Here is an 18,491-nt window from a genome sequence, read left to right on the forward strand (position 1 = left end):
GTAGGAAGCGAAAAGAGATATGACTGCTGTCGCAGAAAAGACCACGACGGGTCGCGTTGTTCGTATCACCGGCCCCGTGGTCGACGTGGAGTTTCCGCGTGGCGCGGTACCCGACCTGTTCAACGCCCTGAACGCCGAGATCACCTACGGCGAGCTGGCCAAGACCCTGACACTGGAGGTCGCCCAGCACCTGGGTGACAACCTGGTCCGCACCATCTCCATGCAGCCCACCGACGGCCTGGTGCGCGGCACCGAGGTCTCCGACACCGGCGCCTCCATCTCGGTGCCCGTCGGCGACGGCGTCAAGGGCCACGTGTTCAACGCCCTCGGCGACTGCCTCGACGAGCCCGGCTACGGCGAGGACTTCGACCACTGGTCGATCCACCGCAAGCCGCCGGCCTTCGCCGACCTGGAGCCCCGCACCGAGATGCTGGAGACCGGTCTGAAGGTCGTCGACCTGCTCACGCCGTACGTGCGTGGCGGCAAGATCGCCCTGTTCGGCGGTGCCGGCGTCGGCAAGACCGTGCTGATCCAGGAGATGATCAACCGCATCGCCCGCAACTTCGGTGGCACCTCGGTGTTCGCCGGCGTGGGGGAGCGCACCCGTGAGGGCAACGACCTGTGGGTCGAGCTCGCGGATGCCAACGTGCTCAAGGACACCGCCTTGGTGTTCGGCCAGATGGATGAGCCGCCGGGCACGCGTATGCGCGTCGCCCTGTCCGCGCTGACCATGGCGGAGTACTTCCGCGATGAGCAGAACCAGGACGTGCTGCTGTTCATCGACAACATCTTCCGGTTCACCCAGGCCGGCTCCGAGGTGTCGACCCTGCTGGGCCGTATGCCTTCGGCCGTGGGTTACCAGCCGACGCTGGCCGACGAGATGGGTGAGCTCCAGGAGCGCATCACCTCGACGCGTGGTCGTTCGATCACCTCGATGCAGGCCGTGTACGTGCCCGCCGACGACTACACCGACCCGGCCCCGGCGACCACCTTCGCCCACCTGGATGCCACCACCGAGCTCTCGCGTGCGGTGTTCTCCAAGGGCATCTTCCCCGCGGTGGATCCGCTGGCATCGTCCTCGACGATCCTGCACCCCAGCGTGGTCGGCGACGAGCACTACCGCGTCGCCCAGGAAGTCATCCGGATCCTGCAGCGCTACAAGGATCTTCAGGACATCATCGCCATCCTCGGTATCGACGAGCTGTCCGAAGAGGACAAGGTGCTGGTGTACCGCGCCCGTAAGATCGAGCGCTTCCTGAGCCAGAACATGATGGCGGCCGAGCAGTTCACCGGGCAGCCCGGCTCGACCGTGCCGCTCAAGGAGACCATCGAGGCCTTCGACAAGCTGTCCAAGGGTGAGTTCGACCACCTGCCCGAGCAGGCGTTCTTCCTCATCGGTGGCCTGGACGACCTGGCGAAGAAGGCAGAAACCCTCGGCGCCAAGCTGTGACCGGTCTAGTGGCCCGAAAGGTGGTGTGGCATGGCTGAACTGGACGTCGAGATCGTCGCCGTCGAGCGTGAGTTGTGGTCCGGCAAGGCCACGTTCGTCTTCACCCGCACCACTGCGGGCGAGATCGGCATCCTGCCGCGACACATCCCGTTGGTGGCCCAGCTGGTCGACGACGCCATGGTGCGCGTCGAGCGGGAGGGCGAGGATGACCTTCGCATCGCCGTCGACGGTGGATTTCTGTCGGTGACCGAGTCCGGGGTGAGTCTCTTGGTGGAGAACGCCCAGTTCGAGTCGGAGATCGATGCCGACGCGGCCAAGCAGGACTCCGAATCCGACGATCCTGCCACCGCAGCCTGGGGCCGCGCGCGGCTGCGCGCGGTCGGGCAGATCGACTAGTAGGAACCGCCGATGAGCGCGTCCATGTTGTTCATGGTCGCGCTCGTCGGCGTTTTGCTGTTGGCGGTGGTCGCCCTCGGCTACCGCCTGTGGAAGCTGCGCCAGGTGGGCGGTACCGCCGCCATCCTGCGCGACTATCCGGCCGAGGGCGGAGCCGGCTGGCGCCATGGCGTGCTGCGTTACCGCGGTGGCGAGGCCGAGTTCTACCGGTTGTCGAGCGCACGCTGGTGGCCGGATCGCCGGCTGAGCAGGCTGGGACTTGAGGTCGTCTCCCGGCGCTCCCCGCGCGGCGACGAGTTCGACATCATGACCGAAGAGATCGCCGTGCTCGAACTGCGCGATGTCAGCCCCGAACGCGGGCGCGGTTATGAAGTGGCGCTCGACCGCGGGGCATTGACGGCCTTCACCTCATGGGTGGAATCACGGCCGTCGCCGCGGGCGCGGCGGCGTAATTGAATCCCGGGTCGCTTGGCTCTCCCCCCGGTGGTGATTAGGTTCGCTGGCCGCCGGGCTGCCATTTCACATCGCCGTCCGGGTTGGCCACCCTCGACAGGATGAAGAGCAGGTCAGACAGCCTGTTGAGGTATTTCGCCGGTAGCACATTCACGGATCCACCGTGCTGGTCGACCGCCCGCCACGCGGAGCGCTCGGCGCGGCGGGTGACGGTGCGCGCCACATGCAGCAGCGCCGACAGCGCGGTCCCGCCCGGCAGGATGAACGAGTCGAGTTTGGGCAGGTCCTCGTTGAAGTCGTCGCACCAGCCTTCGAGCCGGTCGATGTAATCCTGCAGAACCCGCAGCGGCGGATATTCCGGGTTGTCGACCACCGGGGTGGAGAGGTCGGCACCCGCGTCGAACAGGTCGTTCTGGATCTGCAACAGAACTGCGCGGATCCGGTCATCGGGCCGGCCCAGCGATACCGCAACACCGATGGCCGCATTGGCCTCATCGCAGTCCGCGTAGGCCTCGAGCCGGGCGTCGTTCTTGGAGACCCGGCTGAAATCGCTCAGCCCGGTGGTGCCGTCGTCGCCGGTCCGGGTATAGATGCGGGTCAGGTGCACGGCCATGGTTCAACGGTACCGGTCCATCCAGCGCCGATGTGGCCGCAGCGTTCTGTAACCAGGGCCAGGTCTGCTTACACTGGCCCGCGTGAGCGATCGATTCGTGGTGACGGGCGGAAGCCGGTTATCGGGTGAAGTCGCCGTCGGGGGAGCAAAGAACAGCGTGCTCAAGCTGATGGCGGCAACGCTGTTGGCCGAGGGCACCAGCACGATCACCAACTGCCCGGACATCCTGGACGTTCCGTTGATGGCCGAGGTGCTCCGGGGCCTGGGCGCCACCGTCGAGCTCGACGGCTCGACGGTCCGCGTCACCTCGCCCGACGAGGTCAAGTACGACGCGGACTTCGCCGCGGTGCGCCAGTTCCGTGCGTCGGTGTGTGTGCTCGGCCCGCTGGTCGGGCGGGGTAAGCGCGCCAAGGTCGCGTTGCCCGGCGGCGATGCGATCGGATCTCGCCCGCTGGATATGCACCAGTCCGGACTGCGACAGCTCGGCGCCCGCTGCAATATCGAGCATGGCTGCGTGGTCGCCGAGGCCGATCAGTTGCGCGGCGCGGAGATCCAGCTGGAGTTCCCGTCGGTCGGCGCGACCGAGAACATCCTGATGGCGGCGGTGTTGGCCGAGGGTGTCACCACGATCCACAACGCCGCCCGCGAGCCGGACATCGCGGATATCTGCACCATGCTCAACCAGATGGGGGCGCAGGTCTCCGGCGCCGGCTCATCGACCTTGACCATCACCGGAGTGGACCGGCTGTACCCCACCGAACATCGGGTGATCGGGGATCGCATCGTCGCGGCAACCTGGGGTATCGCTGCGGCGATGACCAAGGGGGACATCTCCGTGACGGGTGTGGACCCCGCGCACCTGCAGTTGGTGCTGCACAAGTTGCACGACGCCGGAGCGACAGTCACCCAGCATGACAACGGCTTCCGGGTGGTCCAGTACGAGCGGCCCAAGGCCGTCAACGTCGCCACCCTGCCGTTTCCGGGGTTCCCGACCGACCTACAGCCGATGGCGATCGGATTGGCATCCATCGCCGAAGGCACATCGATGATCACGGAGAACGTGTTCGAAGCACGCTTCCGCTTCGTCGAGGAGATGATCCGGTTGGGGGCCGATGCTCGTACTGACGGTCACCATGCCGTCTTGCGTGGTCTTCCGCAGTTGTCGAGCGCACCCGTGTGGGCTTCGGACATCCGGGCCGGCGCGGGCCTGGTGCTCGCCGGCCTGGTCGCCGACGGCGACACCGAGGTGCACGACGTCTTCCACATCGATCGGGGCTACCCGTTGTTCGTGGAAAACCTGGTCAGTTTGGGTGCCGAGGTTGAGCGGGTAAGCTAGGTCCAACCGGCCGGTGCAGCGATACCGAGCCTCTGACCAGCGGATTTGACTTCGCAACGAACGAAGTCCTAATCTAATCGAGTTGCCCCGGACACGGGGGACAGAGAAGTTTGACTCCCCGGCTCAGATAGTTTAAGCTGGCAGGGTTGCCCCGAAACGGGAAACTTCGAAACAATCTGGTCTGTTGTTTGAGAACTCAATAGTGTGTTTGGTGGTTTTTGTTTGTTGTTTTTATGCCATCTTTGTGGGGGACTTCCCGTCTTCCTGCTACGTGGGATGGTTTGTTTTTTTGATGCCAGTTTTTGGTGTCTTTTGTTTGGATATCAGGTTTTTCTGATTCGAATTCCACCTGGCCTTTGGGTTGGGTTGTTTTTGTTTGGAGAGTTTGATTCTGGCTCAGGACGAACGCTGGCGGCGTGCTTAACACATGCAAGTCGAACGGAAAGGCCCTTCGGGGTACTCGAGTGGCGAACGGGTGAGTAACACGTGGGTGATCTGCCCTGCACTTTGGGATAAGCCTGGGAAACTGGGTCTAATACCGAATATGACCATGCACTTCCTGGTGTGTGGTGGAAAGCTTTTGCGGTGTGGGATGGGCCCGCGGCCTATCAGCTTGTTGGTGGGGTAATGGCCTACCAAGGCGACGACGGGTAGCCGGCCTGAGAGGGTGACCGGCCACACTGGGACTGAGATACGGCCCAGACTCCTACGGGAGGCAGCAGTGGGGAATATTGCACAATGGGCGCAAGCCTGATGCAGCGACGCCGCGTGAGGGATGACGGCCTTCGGGTTGTAAACCTCTTTCAGCACAGACGAAGCGCAAGTGACGGTATGTGCAGAAGAAGGACCGGCCAACTACGTGCCAGCAGCCGCGGTAATACGTAGGGTCCGAGCGTTGTCCGGAATTACTGGGCGTAAAGAGCTCGTAGGTGGTTTGTCGCGTTGTTCGTGAAAACTCACAGCTTAACTGTGGGCGTGCGGGCGATACGGGCAGACTTGAGTACTGCAGGGGAGACTGGAATTCCTGGTGTAGCGGTGGAATGCGCAGATATCAGGAGGAACACCGGTGGCGAAGGCGGGTCTCTGGGCAGTAACTGACGCTGAGGAGCGAAAGCGTGGGGAGCGAACAGGATTAGATACCCTGGTAGTCCACGCCGTAAACGGTGGGTACTAGGTGTGGGTTTCCTTCCTTGGGATCCGTGCCGTAGCTAACGCATTAAGTACCCCGCCTGGGGAGTACGGCCGCAAGGCTAAAACTCAAAGAAATTGACGGGGGCCCGCACAAGCGGCGGAGCATGTGGATTAATTCGATGCAACGCGAAGAACCTTACCTGGGTTTGACATGCACAGGACGACTGCAGAGATGTGGTTTCCCTTGTGGCCTGTGTGCAGGTGGTGCATGGCTGTCGTCAGCTCGTGTCGTGAGATGTTGGGTTAAGTCCCGCAACGAGCGCAACCCTTGTCCTATGTTGCCAGCGGGTTATGCCGGGGACTCGTAGGAGACTGCCGGGGTCAACTCGGAGGAAGGTGGGGATGACGTCAAGTCATCATGCCCCTTATGTCCAGGGCTTCACACATGCTACAATGGCCGGTACAAAGGGCTGCGATGCCGTGAGGTGGAGCGAATCCTTGTAAAGCCGGTCTCAGTTCGGATCGGGGTCTGCAACTCGACCCCGTGAAGTCGGAGTCGCTAGTAATCGCAGATCAGCAACGCTGCGGTGAATACGTTCCCGGGCCTTGTACACACCGCCCGTCACGTCATGAAAGTCGGTAACACCCGAAGCCGGTGGCCTAACCCCTTGTGGGAGGGAGCCGTCGAAGGTGGGATCGGCGATTGGGACGAAGTCGTAACAAGGTAGCCGTACCGGAAGGTGCGGCTGGATCACCTCCTTTCTAAGGAGCACCACGAGACTTGGCCAGCCCCGTAGATTGCGGGATCAGCTGTTGCCAGGCGATTCGTTGGATGGACTGTCCTCTGTAGTGGAGGCAGTTCTGGTGCAACTCAACAAACTTTGGTCCTCCGGGGCGAGATCATCAGACACACTATTGGGCTTTGAGACAACAGGCCCGCGGGACATCTGCGTTGGTGGGTGTTGCCGGCCGTGAGTCCGTGAGTTCCCAAGTGTTGGGGGTGATCGGTGAGCGGTTCTTGTTGTTGCCCCGCTTTGGTGGTGGGGTGTGGTGTTTGATTTGTGGATAGTGGTTGCGAGCATCTAGCACGCAAGGAGATTGGTTCTTCGGGCTCCCTTTTTGAGGGGGTGTGGGGTTCTGGTTTTGTTGTGTGTGTTTGATGTGCAATTTTTTTCTTTATTTGGTTTATCTGTGTTGTAAGTGTTTAAGGGCGCATGGTGGATGCCTTGGCATTGGGAGCCGATGAAGGACGTGGGAGGCTGCGATATGCCTCGGGGAGCTGCCAACCGAGCGTGGATCCGAGGATGTCCGAATGGGGAAACCCAGCACGAGTGATGTCGTGTTACCCAACGGTGAATATATAGCCGTTGGGGGGAACGCGGGGAAGTGAAACATCTCAGTACCCGTAGGAAGAGAAAACAAAAGTGATTCCGTGAGTAGTGGCGAGCGAAAGCGGAGGATGGCTAAACCGTATGCATGTGATACCCGGCGGGGTTGTGTGTGCGGGGTTGTGGGGCGTTTCTTCTCTGGTCCGCCGACCAGGGCAACAGTGAGAAAAGTGTGTGTTAGCGGAAGTGGTCTTGGGATGGCCTGCCGTAGACGGTGAGAGCCCGGTACGTGAAAACACATGCTCTGTTGTGGGACTGTCCCCGAGTAGCAGCGGGCCCGTGAAATCTGCTGTGAATCTGCCGGGACCACCCGGTAAGCCTGAATACTTCCCAATGACCGATAGCGGATTAGTACCGTGAGGGAATGGTGAAAAGTACCCCGGGAGGGGAGTGAAATAGTACCTGAAACCGTGTGCCTACAATCCGTCAGAGCCCTCGACTTGTCGTGGGGTGATGGCGTGCCTTTTGAAGAATGAGCCTGCGAGTCAGGGACATGTCGCGAGGTTAACCCGTGTGGGGTAGCCGCAGCGAAAGCGAGTCTGAATAGGGCGTATCCAATCCAGAGGGGTTGGTGTAGTGGTGTGTTCTGGACCCGAAGCGGAGTGATCTACCCATGGCCAGGTTGAAGCAGCAGTAAGATGTTGTGGAGGACCGAACCCACTTAGGTTGAAGACTGAGGGGATGAGTTGTGGGTAGGGGTGAAAGGCCAATCAAACTCCGTGATAGCTGGTTCTCCCCGAAATGCATTTAGGTGCAGCGTTGCGTGTTTCTTACCGGAGGTAGAGCTACTGGATGGCCGATGGGCCTCACAAGGTTACTGACGTCAGCCAAACTCCGAATGCCGGTAAGTGAAAGCGTGGCAGTGAGACGGCGGGGGATAAGCTCCGTGCGTCGAGAGGGAAACAGCCCAGATCGCCGGCTAAGGCCCTAAGCGTGTGCTAAGTGGAAAAGGATGTGCAGTCGCGAAGACAACCAGGAGGTTGGCTTAGAAGCAGCCACCCTTGAAAGAGTGCGTAATAGCTCACTGGTCAAGTGATTGTGCGCCGATAATGTAGCGGGGCTCAAGCACACCGCCGAAGCCGCGGCAATCAACTTTGTTGATTGGGTAGGGGAGCGTCCTGCATCCAGTGAAGCAGCGGAGTGATCCAGTTGTGGAGGGTGTGGGAGTGAGAATGCAGGCATGAGTAGCGATAAGGCAAGTGAGAACCTTGCCCGCCGAAAGACCAAGGGTTCCTGGGGCAGGCCAGTCCGCCCAGGGTGAGTCGGGACCTAAGGCGAGGCCGACAGGCGTAGTCGATGGACAACGGGTTGATATTCCCGTACCCGTGTGTGCGCGCCCATGATGAATCAGCGGTACTAACCGCCCAAAACCGTCGTTACCGATCGCCTTCGGGTGTGAGGATTGGCGGGGCTGCGCGGGACCTTCGCTGGTAGTAGTCAAGCGATGGGGTGACGCAGGAAGGTAGCCGTACCAGTCAGTGGTAATACTGGGGCAAGCCTGTAGGGAGAGGCCTAGGTAAATCCGGGTCTCATATATCCTGAGAGGTGATGCATAGCCGATTGAGGCGAATTCGGTGATCCTATGCTGCCGAGAAAAGCCTCTAGCGAGCTCACACACGGCCCGTACCCCAAACCAACACAGGTGGTCAGGTAGAGAATACTAAGGCGTACGAGTGAACTATGGTTAAGGAACTCGGCAAAATGCCCCCGTAACTTCGGGAGAAGGGGACCTCTTACTGTCATGGCCTTTGCGGCCGGCAGCGGTGGGGGTGGCACAAACCAGTGAGAAGCGACTGTTTACTAAAAACACAGGTCCGTGCGAAGTCGCAAGACGATGTATACGGACTGACGCCTGCCCGGTGCTGGAAGGTTAAGAGGACCCGTTAACTCGTAAGGGTGAAGCGGAGAATTTAAGCCCCAGTAAACGGCGGTGGTAACTATAACCATCCTAAGGTAGCGAAATTCCTTGTCGGGTAAGTTCCGACCTGCACGAATGGCGTAACGACTTCTCAACTGTCTCAACCATAGACTCGGCGAAATTGCACTACGAGTAAAGATGCTCGTTACGCGCGGCAGGACGAAAAGACCCCGGGACCTTCACTACAACTTGGTATTGGTGCTCGATACGGTTTGTGTAGGATAGGTGGGAGACTGTGAAGCATGCACGCCAGTGTGTGTGGAGTCATTGTTGAAATACCACTCTGATCGTATTGGGCCTCTAACTTCGAACCGTATATCCGGTTCAGGGACAGTGCCTGGTGGGTAGTTTAACTGGGGCGGTTGCCTCCTAAAATGTAACGGAGGCGCCCAAAGGTTCCCTCAACCTGGACGGCAATCAGGTGTTGAGTGTAAGTGCACAAGGGAGCTTGACTGCGAGACTTACAAGTCGAGCAGGGACGAAAGTCGGGACTAGTGATCCGGCACCTCTGAGTGGAAGGGGTGTCGCTCAACGGATAAAAGGTACCCCGGGGATAACAGGCTGATCTTCCCCAAGAGTCCATATCGACGGGATGGTTTGGCACCTCGATGTCGGCTCGTCGCATCCTGGGGCTGGAGCAGGTCCCAAGGGTTGGGCTGTTCGCCCATTAAAGCGGCACGCGAGCTGGGTTTAGAACGTCGTGAGACAGTTCGGTCTCTATCCGCCGCGCGCGTCAGAAGCTTGAGGAAACCTGTCCCTAGTACGAGAGGACCGGGACGGACGAACCTCTGGTCCACCAGTTGTCCCACCAGGGGCACGGCTGGATAGCCACGTTCGGACAGGATAACCGCTGAAAGCATCTAAGCGGGAAACCTTCTCCAAGACCAGGCTTCTCACCCATTAAGTGGGATAAGGCCCCCGCAGACCACGGGATCGATAGACCAGACCTGTACACCTAGCAATAGGTTTAGGGAACTGGCACTAACCGGCCGAAAACTTACACACACCCAACCATGTTGGGTAGCAGATAAACCGTGTAAGAAAAAATTTGACGCACAACAAACGCGCTTGCAACCACAATCCACACCATGGAACACACGACATGACCAGCAATGGAAATGTCACACACTCCACCACCAAAACACACTCCCCCCACCCATCGTGTGGGGGCGCCCAGAAAAGGGTGAATAAAGTTACGGCGGCCATAGCGGCAGGGAAACGCCCGGTCCCATCCCGAACCCGGAAGCTAAGCCTACCAGCGCCAATGATACTACCCAAAAGGGTGGAAAAGTAGGACACCGCCGAACACACATTAAGACCCGAGCCCCCCAAAACACACCAATTTGGGGGGCTCGGGCATTTGTGCTTGATGGGGAATTGCATCCCGTTTTTCCATGCGAAATCAGTCGAACAGAGCCAATTCTGAACGGCTTCTTTCCATATCCAACAATGCTCTTTTGCGGTTCAACCCACCGCCATAACCGGTGAGGCTGCCATTGGCGCCGATAACGCGATGGCACGGAACAATGATGCCGATCGGATTATGTCCATTAGCCAATCCGACTGCCCGGAATGCTGTCGGCGATCCGACCTGTAAAGCGATCTCACCGTAGGTTTTGGTCTCCCCATAGGGAATTGTCAGCAGGGCCTCCCACACACGGCGCTGGAATGGTGTTCCGCCGAAATGCAGATCCAGATCGAATTCGGTCAGCGTGCCGGCGAAGTAGGCGGTCAGCTGTTCGACCGCATCCGGGAACGCCGAGTCGTCGATCTGCCAGCCGGCACGGTTCGGCTCGTAGGTCTGGTCTTCCATCCGCAGGTGCTCGAGACGTCCGTCGACGCCGGCCAGGGTCAGCAGCCCCACGGGGCTGTCCACGCATCGGAACTGCATGCCGGTCATGATTTCTCCCGCTGCGATCGTGGTGGCCATTCGTTGACGGCATGGTCGAGTGCTGTCCACAGATGTTGTGTCACATAGGCCCGCCAGGGGCGCCACCGGGCGCTGTGTTCCAGCAGGGCATCTGAGGCGGCAGGTAGGCCGACGGCCTTGGCGGCCGCTCGTACGCCCAGATCGGTCACCGGGAATGCGTCCGGGTCGCCGAACCCGCGCATCGCAATGACTTCGGTGGTCCACGGGCCGATCCCGGGCAACGCCGTGAGCTGAGCCCTGGCTCTGTTCCAGTCCGCTCCCGCGTCCACCTCGACATCGCCGGCGGCCATGGCGGCGACCAAGGTGGTCAGGGTGCGCCGTCGGGAGGCGGGCATGGCCAAGCGGTCCGGATCCAGCGCGGTCAGCTGCTCGGTGGACGGGAAGACATGGGTGAGGCCGCCCCCGGGATCGGTGACCGCCGTGCCGTACGCCTGCGCGAGGCGCCCGGCGTGCGTGCGGGCCGCCTTCACCGACACCTGCTGACCCAGCACCACCCGGACCGCCAGCTCCGCCTCGTCGACGGTGCGGGGGATGCGCTGGCCGGGTGCCTTGGCCACGACCGCGCCGAGGTGGGCGTCCTGGCCCAGCGCGTCCACCACGGCGACCGGGTCCGCGTCCAGGTCGAGCAGGCGCCGGCAGCGGGCGATCGCCGCGGAGAGATCTCGGAAGTCGTCGACGACCAGCCTGCACTGCACATGGTCGGGGTGGGGCGTCAGCGCGACCACCCCGGAACCGGAGGGCAGGCGCAGCGTCCGCCGATAGGCCCCGTCACGCACCTCCTCGACACCGGGCACCGCACTGGCGGCGAGATGCCCGAACAGCCCCTCATAGGAGAACGGTGCGCGTACCGGCAGGCGCAGCGACAGCACGTCGGTACCAACCCGTTCGTCGCCGCCGCGGCTGCGTGCGCGCTGCCGCAGCGCGGTCGGCGTCAACGCACTGACCGCTCGGACGGTCTCGTTGAATTGCCGGATACTGCTGAATCCCGCCGCGAATGCGACATCGCTGAACGGGAGGTCGGTGGTCTCGATGAGCACCCGAGCGGTTTGGCTGCGCTGCGCCCGGGCCAGCGCCAGCGGGTTCGCGCCCACCTCGGCCTGCAGCAGCCGCTCCAGTTGGCGGGTGGTGTATCCCAGGCGGCCCGCCAACCCGGTCACCCCGGACCGGTCCACGGTGCCGTCGGCGATCAGCCGCATGGCCCGAGCCACCACATCGCCGCGCACATTCCACTCCGGGGAGCCTGGGGAGGCGTCCGGGCGGCAGCGCTTGCAGGCGCGGAAACCGGCCTTCTGGGCTGCGGCGGCCGTCGGATAGAACTCCATGTTGCGTGCCAGCGGTGGGCGCACGGGGCAGCTCGGCCGGCAATAGATGCCGGTGCTGAGCACGGCGGTGACGAACCAGCCGTCGAAACGGGCGTCCTTGGACTGGACCGCCCGGTAGCAACTGTCGAAATCGTCGTGCATGTCTTCACCCTTACACCCGAGCACCGACATCACTGGCGGAAAACCGACATCGATGTCGCGGCGTCGGTGACCTCGCGAGCAGCCAAGCTGAGTGCCTCCTCAGCGACCCTTGGCCACACTGGAGATATCTGTCGGGGCGTCCGTCGCCCACCGATCCCGTACGAGCCAAGGAGTCGCTGCGCCATGACCTCGCCCGATGAGGCCATCCAACTCGACGGTGTGGCGGGATGGGCCGTCGATCTCATGGAGACCATGGGTGGCCCGGGAGCAGGCCTGGCCATCTTCGTCGAGAACCTTTTCCCGCCGATCCCCAGTGAGGTGATCCTGCCGATGGCGGGCTTCGCCGCCCGCCTCGGTGAACTGTCGGTGTTGAGCGCGATCGTCTGGACCACCGCAGGCTCGGTGCTCGGCGCCTGGATGTTGTACGCGCTGGGTGCGTGGTTGGGGCACGACCGGATCCGTCGGATCGTGTCCCGGATGCCGCTCATGGACGGCGACGACGTCGACAAGACCAGAGCCTGGTTCGAGAAGCACGGTCACAAGGCCGTGTTCTTCGGGCGCATGCTCCCGCTGTTTCGCAGTTTCATCTCCATCCCGGCAGGGGTCGAGCGGATGAACTTCGCGATGTTCACCGGGCTGACCACGCTGGGCAGCGCGATCTGGAACTCCGTCTTCGTGCTGGCCGGCTACCTGCTCGGCGCGAACTGGCACCGCATCGACCCCTATGCGGCCGCGCTGCAATACGTCGTGCTCGCCGCCGTGGTCATCGGCGCCGGCGGGTTCATCCGTTCGCGGCTGAAGCGCCGTGCCCGATCGGATCGTGCTGGGGATTTCTCGCCCGCGAACTAGGCGGCCGCTGCTATAACCGTGGTGGAGGTGCAGAGATGCCCGGTGGTGCGGTTTTCATAGGACGGGTCGGCGCGCTGGCGGTGGCACTCGGCGTTGGTGCCACAATCGCCTCTGGAGTCGCATCGGCGGACACCGGCGATCAGGGCTCGTCCCCGCGTGCCACGAGCAGCTCGGATTCAGGCTCGTCGCGCGCGTCGACGGCCGGGCGCGAAGCCAAAACGCCGGCACCCAATCGGAAAACAGGCGTGCGGACATCCCGCACGGTGCGCACCCAGGCGACGCCGCAACGTTCCGAGCCGGAAGAGGCACTGAAGCCGGCCGTCCGGGCGAGCAGCGAACCCGACGCGGAGCTGAAGGCGGCGCCCGCACCGGCAGTCACCGACACCCGGTCCTCGGATCGCCCCGTCGAGCCCGCCGAGCACCCGGCAGCGCTGGCCGCGCTCGCAGCGGCCCGCCGGGAGGTCGGGCACGAGGCGCAGACCGCGTTGACCTCGGTGGCGGACAGCCAGACAACCAGTGCGGCCGCCGTGGCCCCGGTCAGCCCGCTGGGTACCCCCGACCAGCTACGCGCCGAGAAGCTGGCGAATCGCATCGCGAATTCGTTGCCGGTGAAACTGATGAAGCTGGTGCTGCGATCCGGGTTCACCTGGGCCGCCGAACGGCAGTTCGACCGTGTCGACGGACCCGATCAGGAGAACATCGACCGCCTCAACGCCGCGGTCGACGCCTACGCGATGGCCTCGGCGTTCCAACAGCAGCTGCTGAACTCCAACAAGCCCACCGTCGTCATGCAGGTCGCGCCGCCGCATGCCTGGTACGGCCAGAATGTCGGGGCCTCCCGGATCCTGTACGACAACCCCGACACCATCTACCGCTTCATGGGCGTCAACGGGGCGTCGTCGTACGTGATCACCGGTAAGTTCGCCGATCTGGCCAACCTGCCCGCCGACACCAGCTTCAGCGTGCTGACGGGCCTGACCGGTAACACCGCCGCGGTGCTCACCAAAGACCAACTGGTCATCGGGGACGACGGCACCTTCACCATCACACTCGACAAGACACCGGCCAACGGTCGGCAGAACCATCTCCAGCTGACCGCCGACACCACCATCGTCGCGACGCGGAACACCTTGTCCGACTGGGCTAATCAGCAACCGATGAGCCTGGAGATCACCCGGGTGGGTGGCCCACCCAACAGCCTGTTCAGCCAGCTCGGTGGATTCGCCATCCCGGGTATCGGCCCGGCGGTGGTGCGCAGCAAGCTGCTGACCACGCTGGTCTCGTTGGTGCCCCCGCTGCCGTTCGTGCCGCCCGTGCTCCGCGGCGCGGTGACCGGGATCATCATGGCCCTCGGCGTCCAGCGTGAGGCGACGTACATGGCCGTCGCGACCACCGACCCGACCACCGGCGAACGCATCGAACCCAATGTGCTGAAGAACCCGACCCGCAATGCGGAATTCCTCGCCACCCAACTGCAGAGCGCGGGGTACTTCCAGCTCGCCGACGAGGAGGCGCTGGTCATCACCATCGACCGCGCCGGTGCCGGATACTTCATCGTCCCCGTCACCGACGACTGGACCATCACCAAGGACTACTGGAACGAGCAGACCAGCCTCAACAACGTCCAGTCGGTGGCCGACGACGCCGGCAACACCACCTATACCCTCGTCGTCTCGCCGAGGGACCCCGGCGTCGCGAACTGGGTGTCGACCGGCGGCCTCAACCAGGGCACCCTCTCGATCCGCTTCCAGGACATCGACCCCGAGGTGGCGCAACTGCCGACGGTGAGCGCGCGCGTGGTTCCGCTGAGCCAACTGGCGTCAGAACTTCCGCCCACCACCCAGTACGTCACCCAGGAACAGCGGGCGGCCCAGTTGGCCACCCGCAAGGCGGGATTCGACAATCGGTTCGCCCCGTATCCGCAGCAGTAGCGCTACTCTGCAGGCGTGTCCCACCAGGTCCAGCGCTACCTCGACCAGATTCGCGAAGAGTTCATCGGGGTCGACGACGGGGAGCTGGCCGACTATATCCCCGAGCTGGCCCGGGTGGACCCGACCGCCTTCGGGCTCTCGCTGTCTTCGGCGGACGGATTTGTCTACGAATCTGGCGATGCTGCAGTCGAATTCACCATCCAGTCGATATCCAAGCCGTTCACCTACGCGCTGGCGCTGGACACGTCCGGCGCCGACGCAGTGGACGCGAAGATCGGGGTGGAGCCCTCGGGTGAGGCGTTCAACGAGATCAGCGTGGACCGGTCCACCAAACGGCCGAAGAACCCGATGATCAACGCGGGTGCCATCGCGGCAGTATCGCTGGTCCCGGCGTCCTCGCCCGATGAGCGGTTCGCGCTCATCCAGGACTACTACTCGGCATTCGCCGGTCGCCGGCTCGAAATCGACGCCGAGGTATACGCCTCGGAGAAGGCGACCGGCGACCGGAACCGTGCAATCGCCTACATGCTGGCCAGTTTCGGTGTTCTCGACGATCCGGACGACGTGCTCGACGTGTACTTCCGGCAGTGTTCGCTGAAGGTGAGCGCGACCGATCTGGCTCGGATGGCGGCCACGCTGGCGCGCAACGGGGTGAACCCGCTGACCGGCCGTCGCGTCACCGATGCCGCGGTGGTGCGCCGGACCCTGTCGGTCATGGTGACCTGCGGCATGTACGACGCGGCGGGGGACTGGGTCAGTGCGGTCGGCATGCCCGCCAAGAGCGGGGTCGGCGGCGGCATCCTGGCGGTGCTGCCCGGCCAACTCGGAATCGGTACCTACTCGCCGCTGCTCGATGCCAAGGGCAACAGCGTTCGATCTGTGCTGTTGTGCCGCAGGCTCTCCGAAGAGCTCGGGCTGCACTTCCTGACGGTGTCCCGGGATGCGCGGGCCACGCTGCGGGCCGTCTACGAGCCGCACGACAACATCCGCGTCTACGAAGCCCACGGCGATCTGCTGTTCTGCGGTGCCGAACAGGTGGTGCGCACCGTCGACCGCGGCTGCGAGGACTTTGTGGTGGGGATCCTGGATGTGTCACGGGCCGACGATGTCGACGAGGCGGCCAAGGCACTGCTGTCCGGGATGAGCACCGCCCTGCACGACCGCGGCAAGGCCGGGTTCATCGTGGACCCCGACCGGCTGGTGATCGGGGAAGGTTCGGAGTTCGAGAGCGTCCGCTTCACCACGGTGGACGATGCCGTGGATGCCGCCGCGACGTTCGTCCGCGGACAACTCTCAGGCGGGTAGCGCCAGCCGGGTCGGCTGATCGAGGCCGCGCAGGCTCACCTGCTCACCCAACGACCAATGCGCACTTTCGGTTTCGCCTGCGTTGGCCAAGGTGTCCGATGAGGCCACCAGATGGCCCGGGACGGACTTCGCATGCTCACAGAGCCGGGCCGCCTCGTTGACCGGCTCGCCGATCACGGTGTACTCGAAACGCTCCTTGGCGCCCACGTTGCCCGCCACGACCTGGCCGGCGGCCACCCCGATGCCGGCGTCGAGTTCGGGTACCTCGGTGCGCAGTCGGGCCGCCATCGCCCGGGCCGCCGACAGCGCCTCCTCGTCGGCGTTCTCCAGTGACACCGGTGCACCGAACACCGCGAGCACCGCATCGCCCTCGAACTTGTTGACGAAGCCGTGATGCTTGTCCACCTCGTCGACGATGACGGCGAAGAACCGGTTGAGCAGTTCGACGACCTCGACGGCCGGCCTGCTGCTGACCAGCGCGGTGGAGCCGATGACGTCGATGAAGATGACCGCGGCATGCCGTTCTTCGCCGCCCAGTTCGGGCTGCTCCTTCTCGGCCAGCAGGGCGACCTCACGGCCGACGTGGCGGCCGAACAGGTCACGCACTCGTTCGCGTTCCCGCAGCCCGGCCACCATCGAGTTGAAACCCCTTTGCAGCTGGCCCAATTCGGTGCCGTCGAACACCACCAGGTTGGTGTCCAGGTCGCCCTGCTCGACGCGGTTGAGCGCCGAGCGCACCACCCGGACCGGCGTGGCCGTCAGCCAGGCCAGAATCCACATCAGGATGAAACCGAATGCCAGTGCGAAGAGCGCGAGGATCATCACCGCCACCGCGAACTGGGTCGGCGACACGATCTGCACCGAGAGCGTGATGATCGCGGCCAGCAGGATGCCCAGCACCGGCACACCGGAACCCAGCGCCCACACCGTCAGCGTCCGGCCCATGATGCCGGGCGCGAAACGGCGAGGGGGAGGGCCGACCTCCAAGGCCTGCGCGGCGACGGGGCGCAGCGCGAATTCGGTGAACAGATAGCAGCTGGCCGAGACGACGATGCCGGGGAAACTGATGCCCAACAGGACCTTTGGGATGTAGTTGGTGTCCTGCAGGCCGTAGAGCAGGGTCAGCACGATGGTGCCACCGCCCCACAGGGCCAGCAACACGCGGCTCAGGCGCCACGGCGCGAAGAAGGTGTTGCGCTGGTCCTCGGGTGTCGGTTCGCGTTCCTCGATGGCCCACCGGACGTTGTTGATGACCCGGTTGGTCGCCCAGATGACGCCGACCACGAAGGCCAGCACGATGTAGGCCGGGGCCACCGCGAAGGTGATCCACAGGACCCGCGAATCGAACACGCTCGGCACCGGGAACGTGACGGTGACCACCAGGCACGCGACCACGACCCCGATCAGGTTCGCGCCCAGCACCACGGTGGTGAGGATCAACTGGATGCGGACACGGCGGCGCTGCTGGCTCTCCGAGACGCGCCCGAGGATCCACGAGCCATACTCGGGTGTCCCCGTGACGCGGCCGGTCTGTCTCGTCATCCGCTCGAGGACCAGGCCGAGACGTTGGGCCGCGCTCTTCTTGTCCGTCATGGTGGCGTCAGCCTAGTGAACCGACGGCCGCAATCTAAGGTGGTTGAGTGCGTCTCGTCATCGCCCAGTGCACCGTCGACTACGTCGGCCGGCTCACGGCACACCTCCCGTCCGCGCGTCGTCTGCTGCTGTTCAAGGCCGATGGATCGGTGAGTGTGCATGCCGACGATCGCGCCTACAAGCCGCTGAACTGGATGACCCCACCGTGCTGGACCACGGAGGAGCTGGCCGAGGGGACAGCGCCGGTCTGGGTGGTGGAGAACAAGGCCGGTGAACAACTGCGCATCACGGTGGAGGATGTCGAGCACGACTCCAGCCATGAGCTCGGCGTCGACCCGGGACTGGTCAAGGACGGCGTCGAAGCCCACCTGCAGGAGCTGCTCGCCGAGCATGTCGAGTTGCTGGGTACCGGATTCACGCTGGTGCGCCGCGAGTACATGACGGCGATCGGTCCCGTCGACCTGATGTGCCGCGACGAGACCGGCCGCTCGGTGGCGGTGGAGATCAAGCGCCGCGGTGAGATCGACGGCGTCGAACAGCTGACCCGCTACCTGGATCTGCTGAACCGCGACACCGTGTTGGCGCCGGTCAGCGGTGTCTTCGCAGCCCAGCAAATCAAACCGCAGGCCCGTACCTTGGCGGTCGATCGTGGAATTCGTTGCGTGATACTCGATTACGACAAGATGCGCGGCATGGACAGCAACGAGTTCCGGTTGTTCTAGTGGGCGGCGCTAT

The 18,491-nt window shown here is 63.3% G+C and carries 12 protein-coding genes and 3 rRNA genes; 11 read left to right on the forward strand and 4 right to left on the reverse strand.

The window, feature by feature from the left end:
• Window positions 1-19: 19 nt before the first annotated feature.
• From atpD to EXE63_RS23720, 3 genes are read left to right on the forward strand one after another with little or no spacing between them, the layout of a single operon-like run.
• Entirely contained in the window at window positions 20-1,450 is a 1,431-nt protein-coding gene (atpD, locus tag EXE63_RS23710) for a F0F1 ATP synthase subunit beta (protein ID WP_168143949.1), read from the forward strand.
• Between the two features lie 30 nt (window positions 1,451-1,480).
• Entirely contained in the window at window positions 1,481-1,846 is a 366-nt protein-coding gene (locus tag EXE63_RS23715; protein WP_057165958.1) for a F0F1 ATP synthase subunit epsilon, read from the forward strand.
• A gap of 12 nt (window positions 1,847-1,858) precedes the next feature.
• A complete protein-coding gene (locus EXE63_RS23720; RefSeq protein WP_168143950.1) occupies window positions 1,859-2,302 on the forward strand; it encodes a DUF2550 domain-containing protein in 444 nt (147 codons plus the stop codon).
• A gap of 34 nt (window positions 2,303-2,336) precedes the next feature.
• Here EXE63_RS23720 and EXE63_RS23725 read toward each other — a convergent pair whose 3' ends face one another.
• Window positions 2,337-2,912: a cob(I)yrinic acid a,c-diamide adenosyltransferase gene (locus tag EXE63_RS23725; protein WP_168143951.1), complete on the reverse strand. Its 576-nt coding sequence runs from the start codon at window positions 2,910-2,912 to the stop codon at window positions 2,337-2,339.
• A gap of 82 nt (window positions 2,913-2,994) precedes the next feature.
• Here EXE63_RS23725 and murA point away from each other — a divergent pair, with 82 nt between their 5' ends.
• From murA to rrf, 4 genes are all read left to right on the forward strand, one after another.
• Entirely contained in the window at window positions 2,995-4,248 is a 1,254-nt protein-coding gene (murA, locus tag EXE63_RS23730) for a UDP-N-acetylglucosamine 1-carboxyvinyltransferase (protein WP_168143952.1), read from the forward strand.
• A gap of 373 nt (window positions 4,249-4,621) precedes the next feature.
• A 16S ribosomal RNA gene (locus tag EXE63_RS23735) occupies window positions 4,622-6,141 on the forward strand.
• A 432-nt stretch (window positions 6,142-6,573) separates the two neighbouring features.
• Window positions 6,574-9,690, forward strand: a 23S ribosomal RNA gene (locus EXE63_RS23740).
• A gap of 189 nt (window positions 9,691-9,879) precedes the next feature.
• Window positions 9,880-9,992: ribosomal RNA gene (gene rrf / locus EXE63_RS23745) — 5S ribosomal RNA — on the forward strand.
• Together the 16S, 23S and 5S rRNA genes form the textbook arrangement of a ribosomal RNA operon.
• A gap of 95 nt (window positions 9,993-10,087) precedes the next feature.
• Here rrf and EXE63_RS23750 read toward each other — a convergent pair.
• The gene (locus EXE63_RS23750) at window positions 10,088-10,585 is read right to left on the reverse strand and encodes a methylated-DNA--[protein]-cysteine S-methyltransferase (RefSeq protein WP_168145738.1); all 498 of its coding nucleotides are present in this window, start codon (window positions 10,583-10,585) and stop codon (window positions 10,088-10,090) included.
• Window positions 10,582-12,078: a DNA-3-methyladenine glycosylase 2 family protein gene (locus EXE63_RS23755; RefSeq protein ID WP_168143953.1), complete on the reverse strand. Its 1,497-nt coding sequence runs from the start codon at window positions 12,076-12,078 to the stop codon at window positions 10,582-10,584. Before EXE63_RS23755 ends, EXE63_RS23750 begins: the two co-directional genes overlap by 4 nt.
• A gap of 183 nt (window positions 12,079-12,261) precedes the next feature.
• Here EXE63_RS23755 and EXE63_RS23760 point away from each other — a divergent pair, with 183 nt between their 5' ends.
• The 3 genes from EXE63_RS23760 to glsA all read left to right on the forward strand — a co-directional run bounded on the left by EXE63_RS23760 (window position 12,262) and on the right by glsA (window position 16,163).
• Entirely contained in the window at window positions 12,262-12,927 is a 666-nt protein-coding gene (locus EXE63_RS23760) for a DedA family protein (protein ID WP_168143954.1), read from the forward strand.
• Between the two features lie 245 nt (window positions 12,928-13,172).
• Window positions 13,173-14,858 carry a hypothetical protein gene (locus tag EXE63_RS23765; RefSeq protein ID WP_372513082.1) on the forward strand — a complete coding sequence of 562 codons (1,686 nt, stop codon included), beginning with the start codon at window positions 13,173-13,175 and terminating at the stop codon, window positions 14,856-14,858.
• A 15-nt stretch (window positions 14,859-14,873) separates the two neighbouring features.
• Window positions 14,874-16,163 carry a glutaminase A gene (gene glsA, locus EXE63_RS23770; protein WP_168143956.1) on the forward strand — a complete coding sequence of 430 codons (1,290 nt, stop codon included), beginning with the start codon at window positions 14,874-14,876 and terminating at the stop codon, window positions 16,161-16,163.
• Here glsA and EXE63_RS23775 read toward each other — a convergent pair.
• Window positions 16,152-17,756 (reverse strand): adenylate/guanylate cyclase domain-containing protein, encoded by a 1,605-nt coding sequence (locus EXE63_RS23775; protein ID WP_168143957.1) that lies wholly within the window; start codon window positions 17,754-17,756, stop codon window positions 16,152-16,154. The two genes, glsA and EXE63_RS23775, sit on opposite strands and share 12 nt — an antisense overlap.
• Before the next feature lie 47 nt (window positions 17,757-17,803).
• On the opposite strand from EXE63_RS23775, the gene nucS reads away from it, so the two are divergent.
• Entirely contained in the window at window positions 17,804-18,478 is a 675-nt protein-coding gene (gene nucS / locus EXE63_RS23780; protein ID WP_168143958.1) for an endonuclease NucS, read from the forward strand.
• The last annotated feature ends 13 nt before the right edge of the window (window positions 18,479-18,491 follow it).

The sequence above is a fragment of the Mycolicibacterium frederiksbergense genome, assembly GCF_012223425.1.
GTDB classification, from domain to species: Bacteria; Actinomycetota; Actinomycetes; order Mycobacteriales; family Mycobacteriaceae; genus Mycobacterium; species Mycobacterium frederiksbergense.

Coding starts and splice junctions, on each gene's coding strand:
- atpD (WP_168143949.1), top strand. CDS start 20: ATGACTGCTGTCGCAGAAAAGACCACGACGGGTCGCGTTGTTCGTATC.
- EXE63_RS23715 (WP_057165958.1), top strand. CDS start 1,481: ATGGCTGAACTGGACGTCGAGATCGTCGCCGTCGAGCGTGAGTTGTGG.
- EXE63_RS23720 (WP_168143950.1), top strand. CDS start 1,859: ATGAGCGCGTCCATGTTGTTCATGGTCGCGCTCGTCGGCGTTTTGCTG.
- EXE63_RS23725 (WP_168143951.1), bottom strand. CDS start 2,912: ATGGCCGTGCACCTGACCCGCATCTATACCCGGACCGGCGACGACGGC.
- EXE63_RS23750 (WP_168145738.1), bottom strand. CDS start 10,585: ATGACCGGCATGCAGTTCCGATGCGTGGACAGCCCCGTGGGGCTGCTG.
- EXE63_RS23755 (WP_168143953.1), bottom strand. CDS start 12,078: ATGCACGACGATTTCGACAGTTGCTACCGGGCGGTCCAGTCCAAGGAC.
- EXE63_RS23760 (WP_168143954.1), top strand. CDS start 12,262: ATGACCTCGCCCGATGAGGCCATCCAACTCGACGGTGTGGCGGGATGG.
- EXE63_RS23775 (WP_168143957.1), bottom strand. CDS start 17,756: ATGACGGACAAGAAGAGCGCGGCCCAACGTCTCGGCCTGGTCCTCGAG.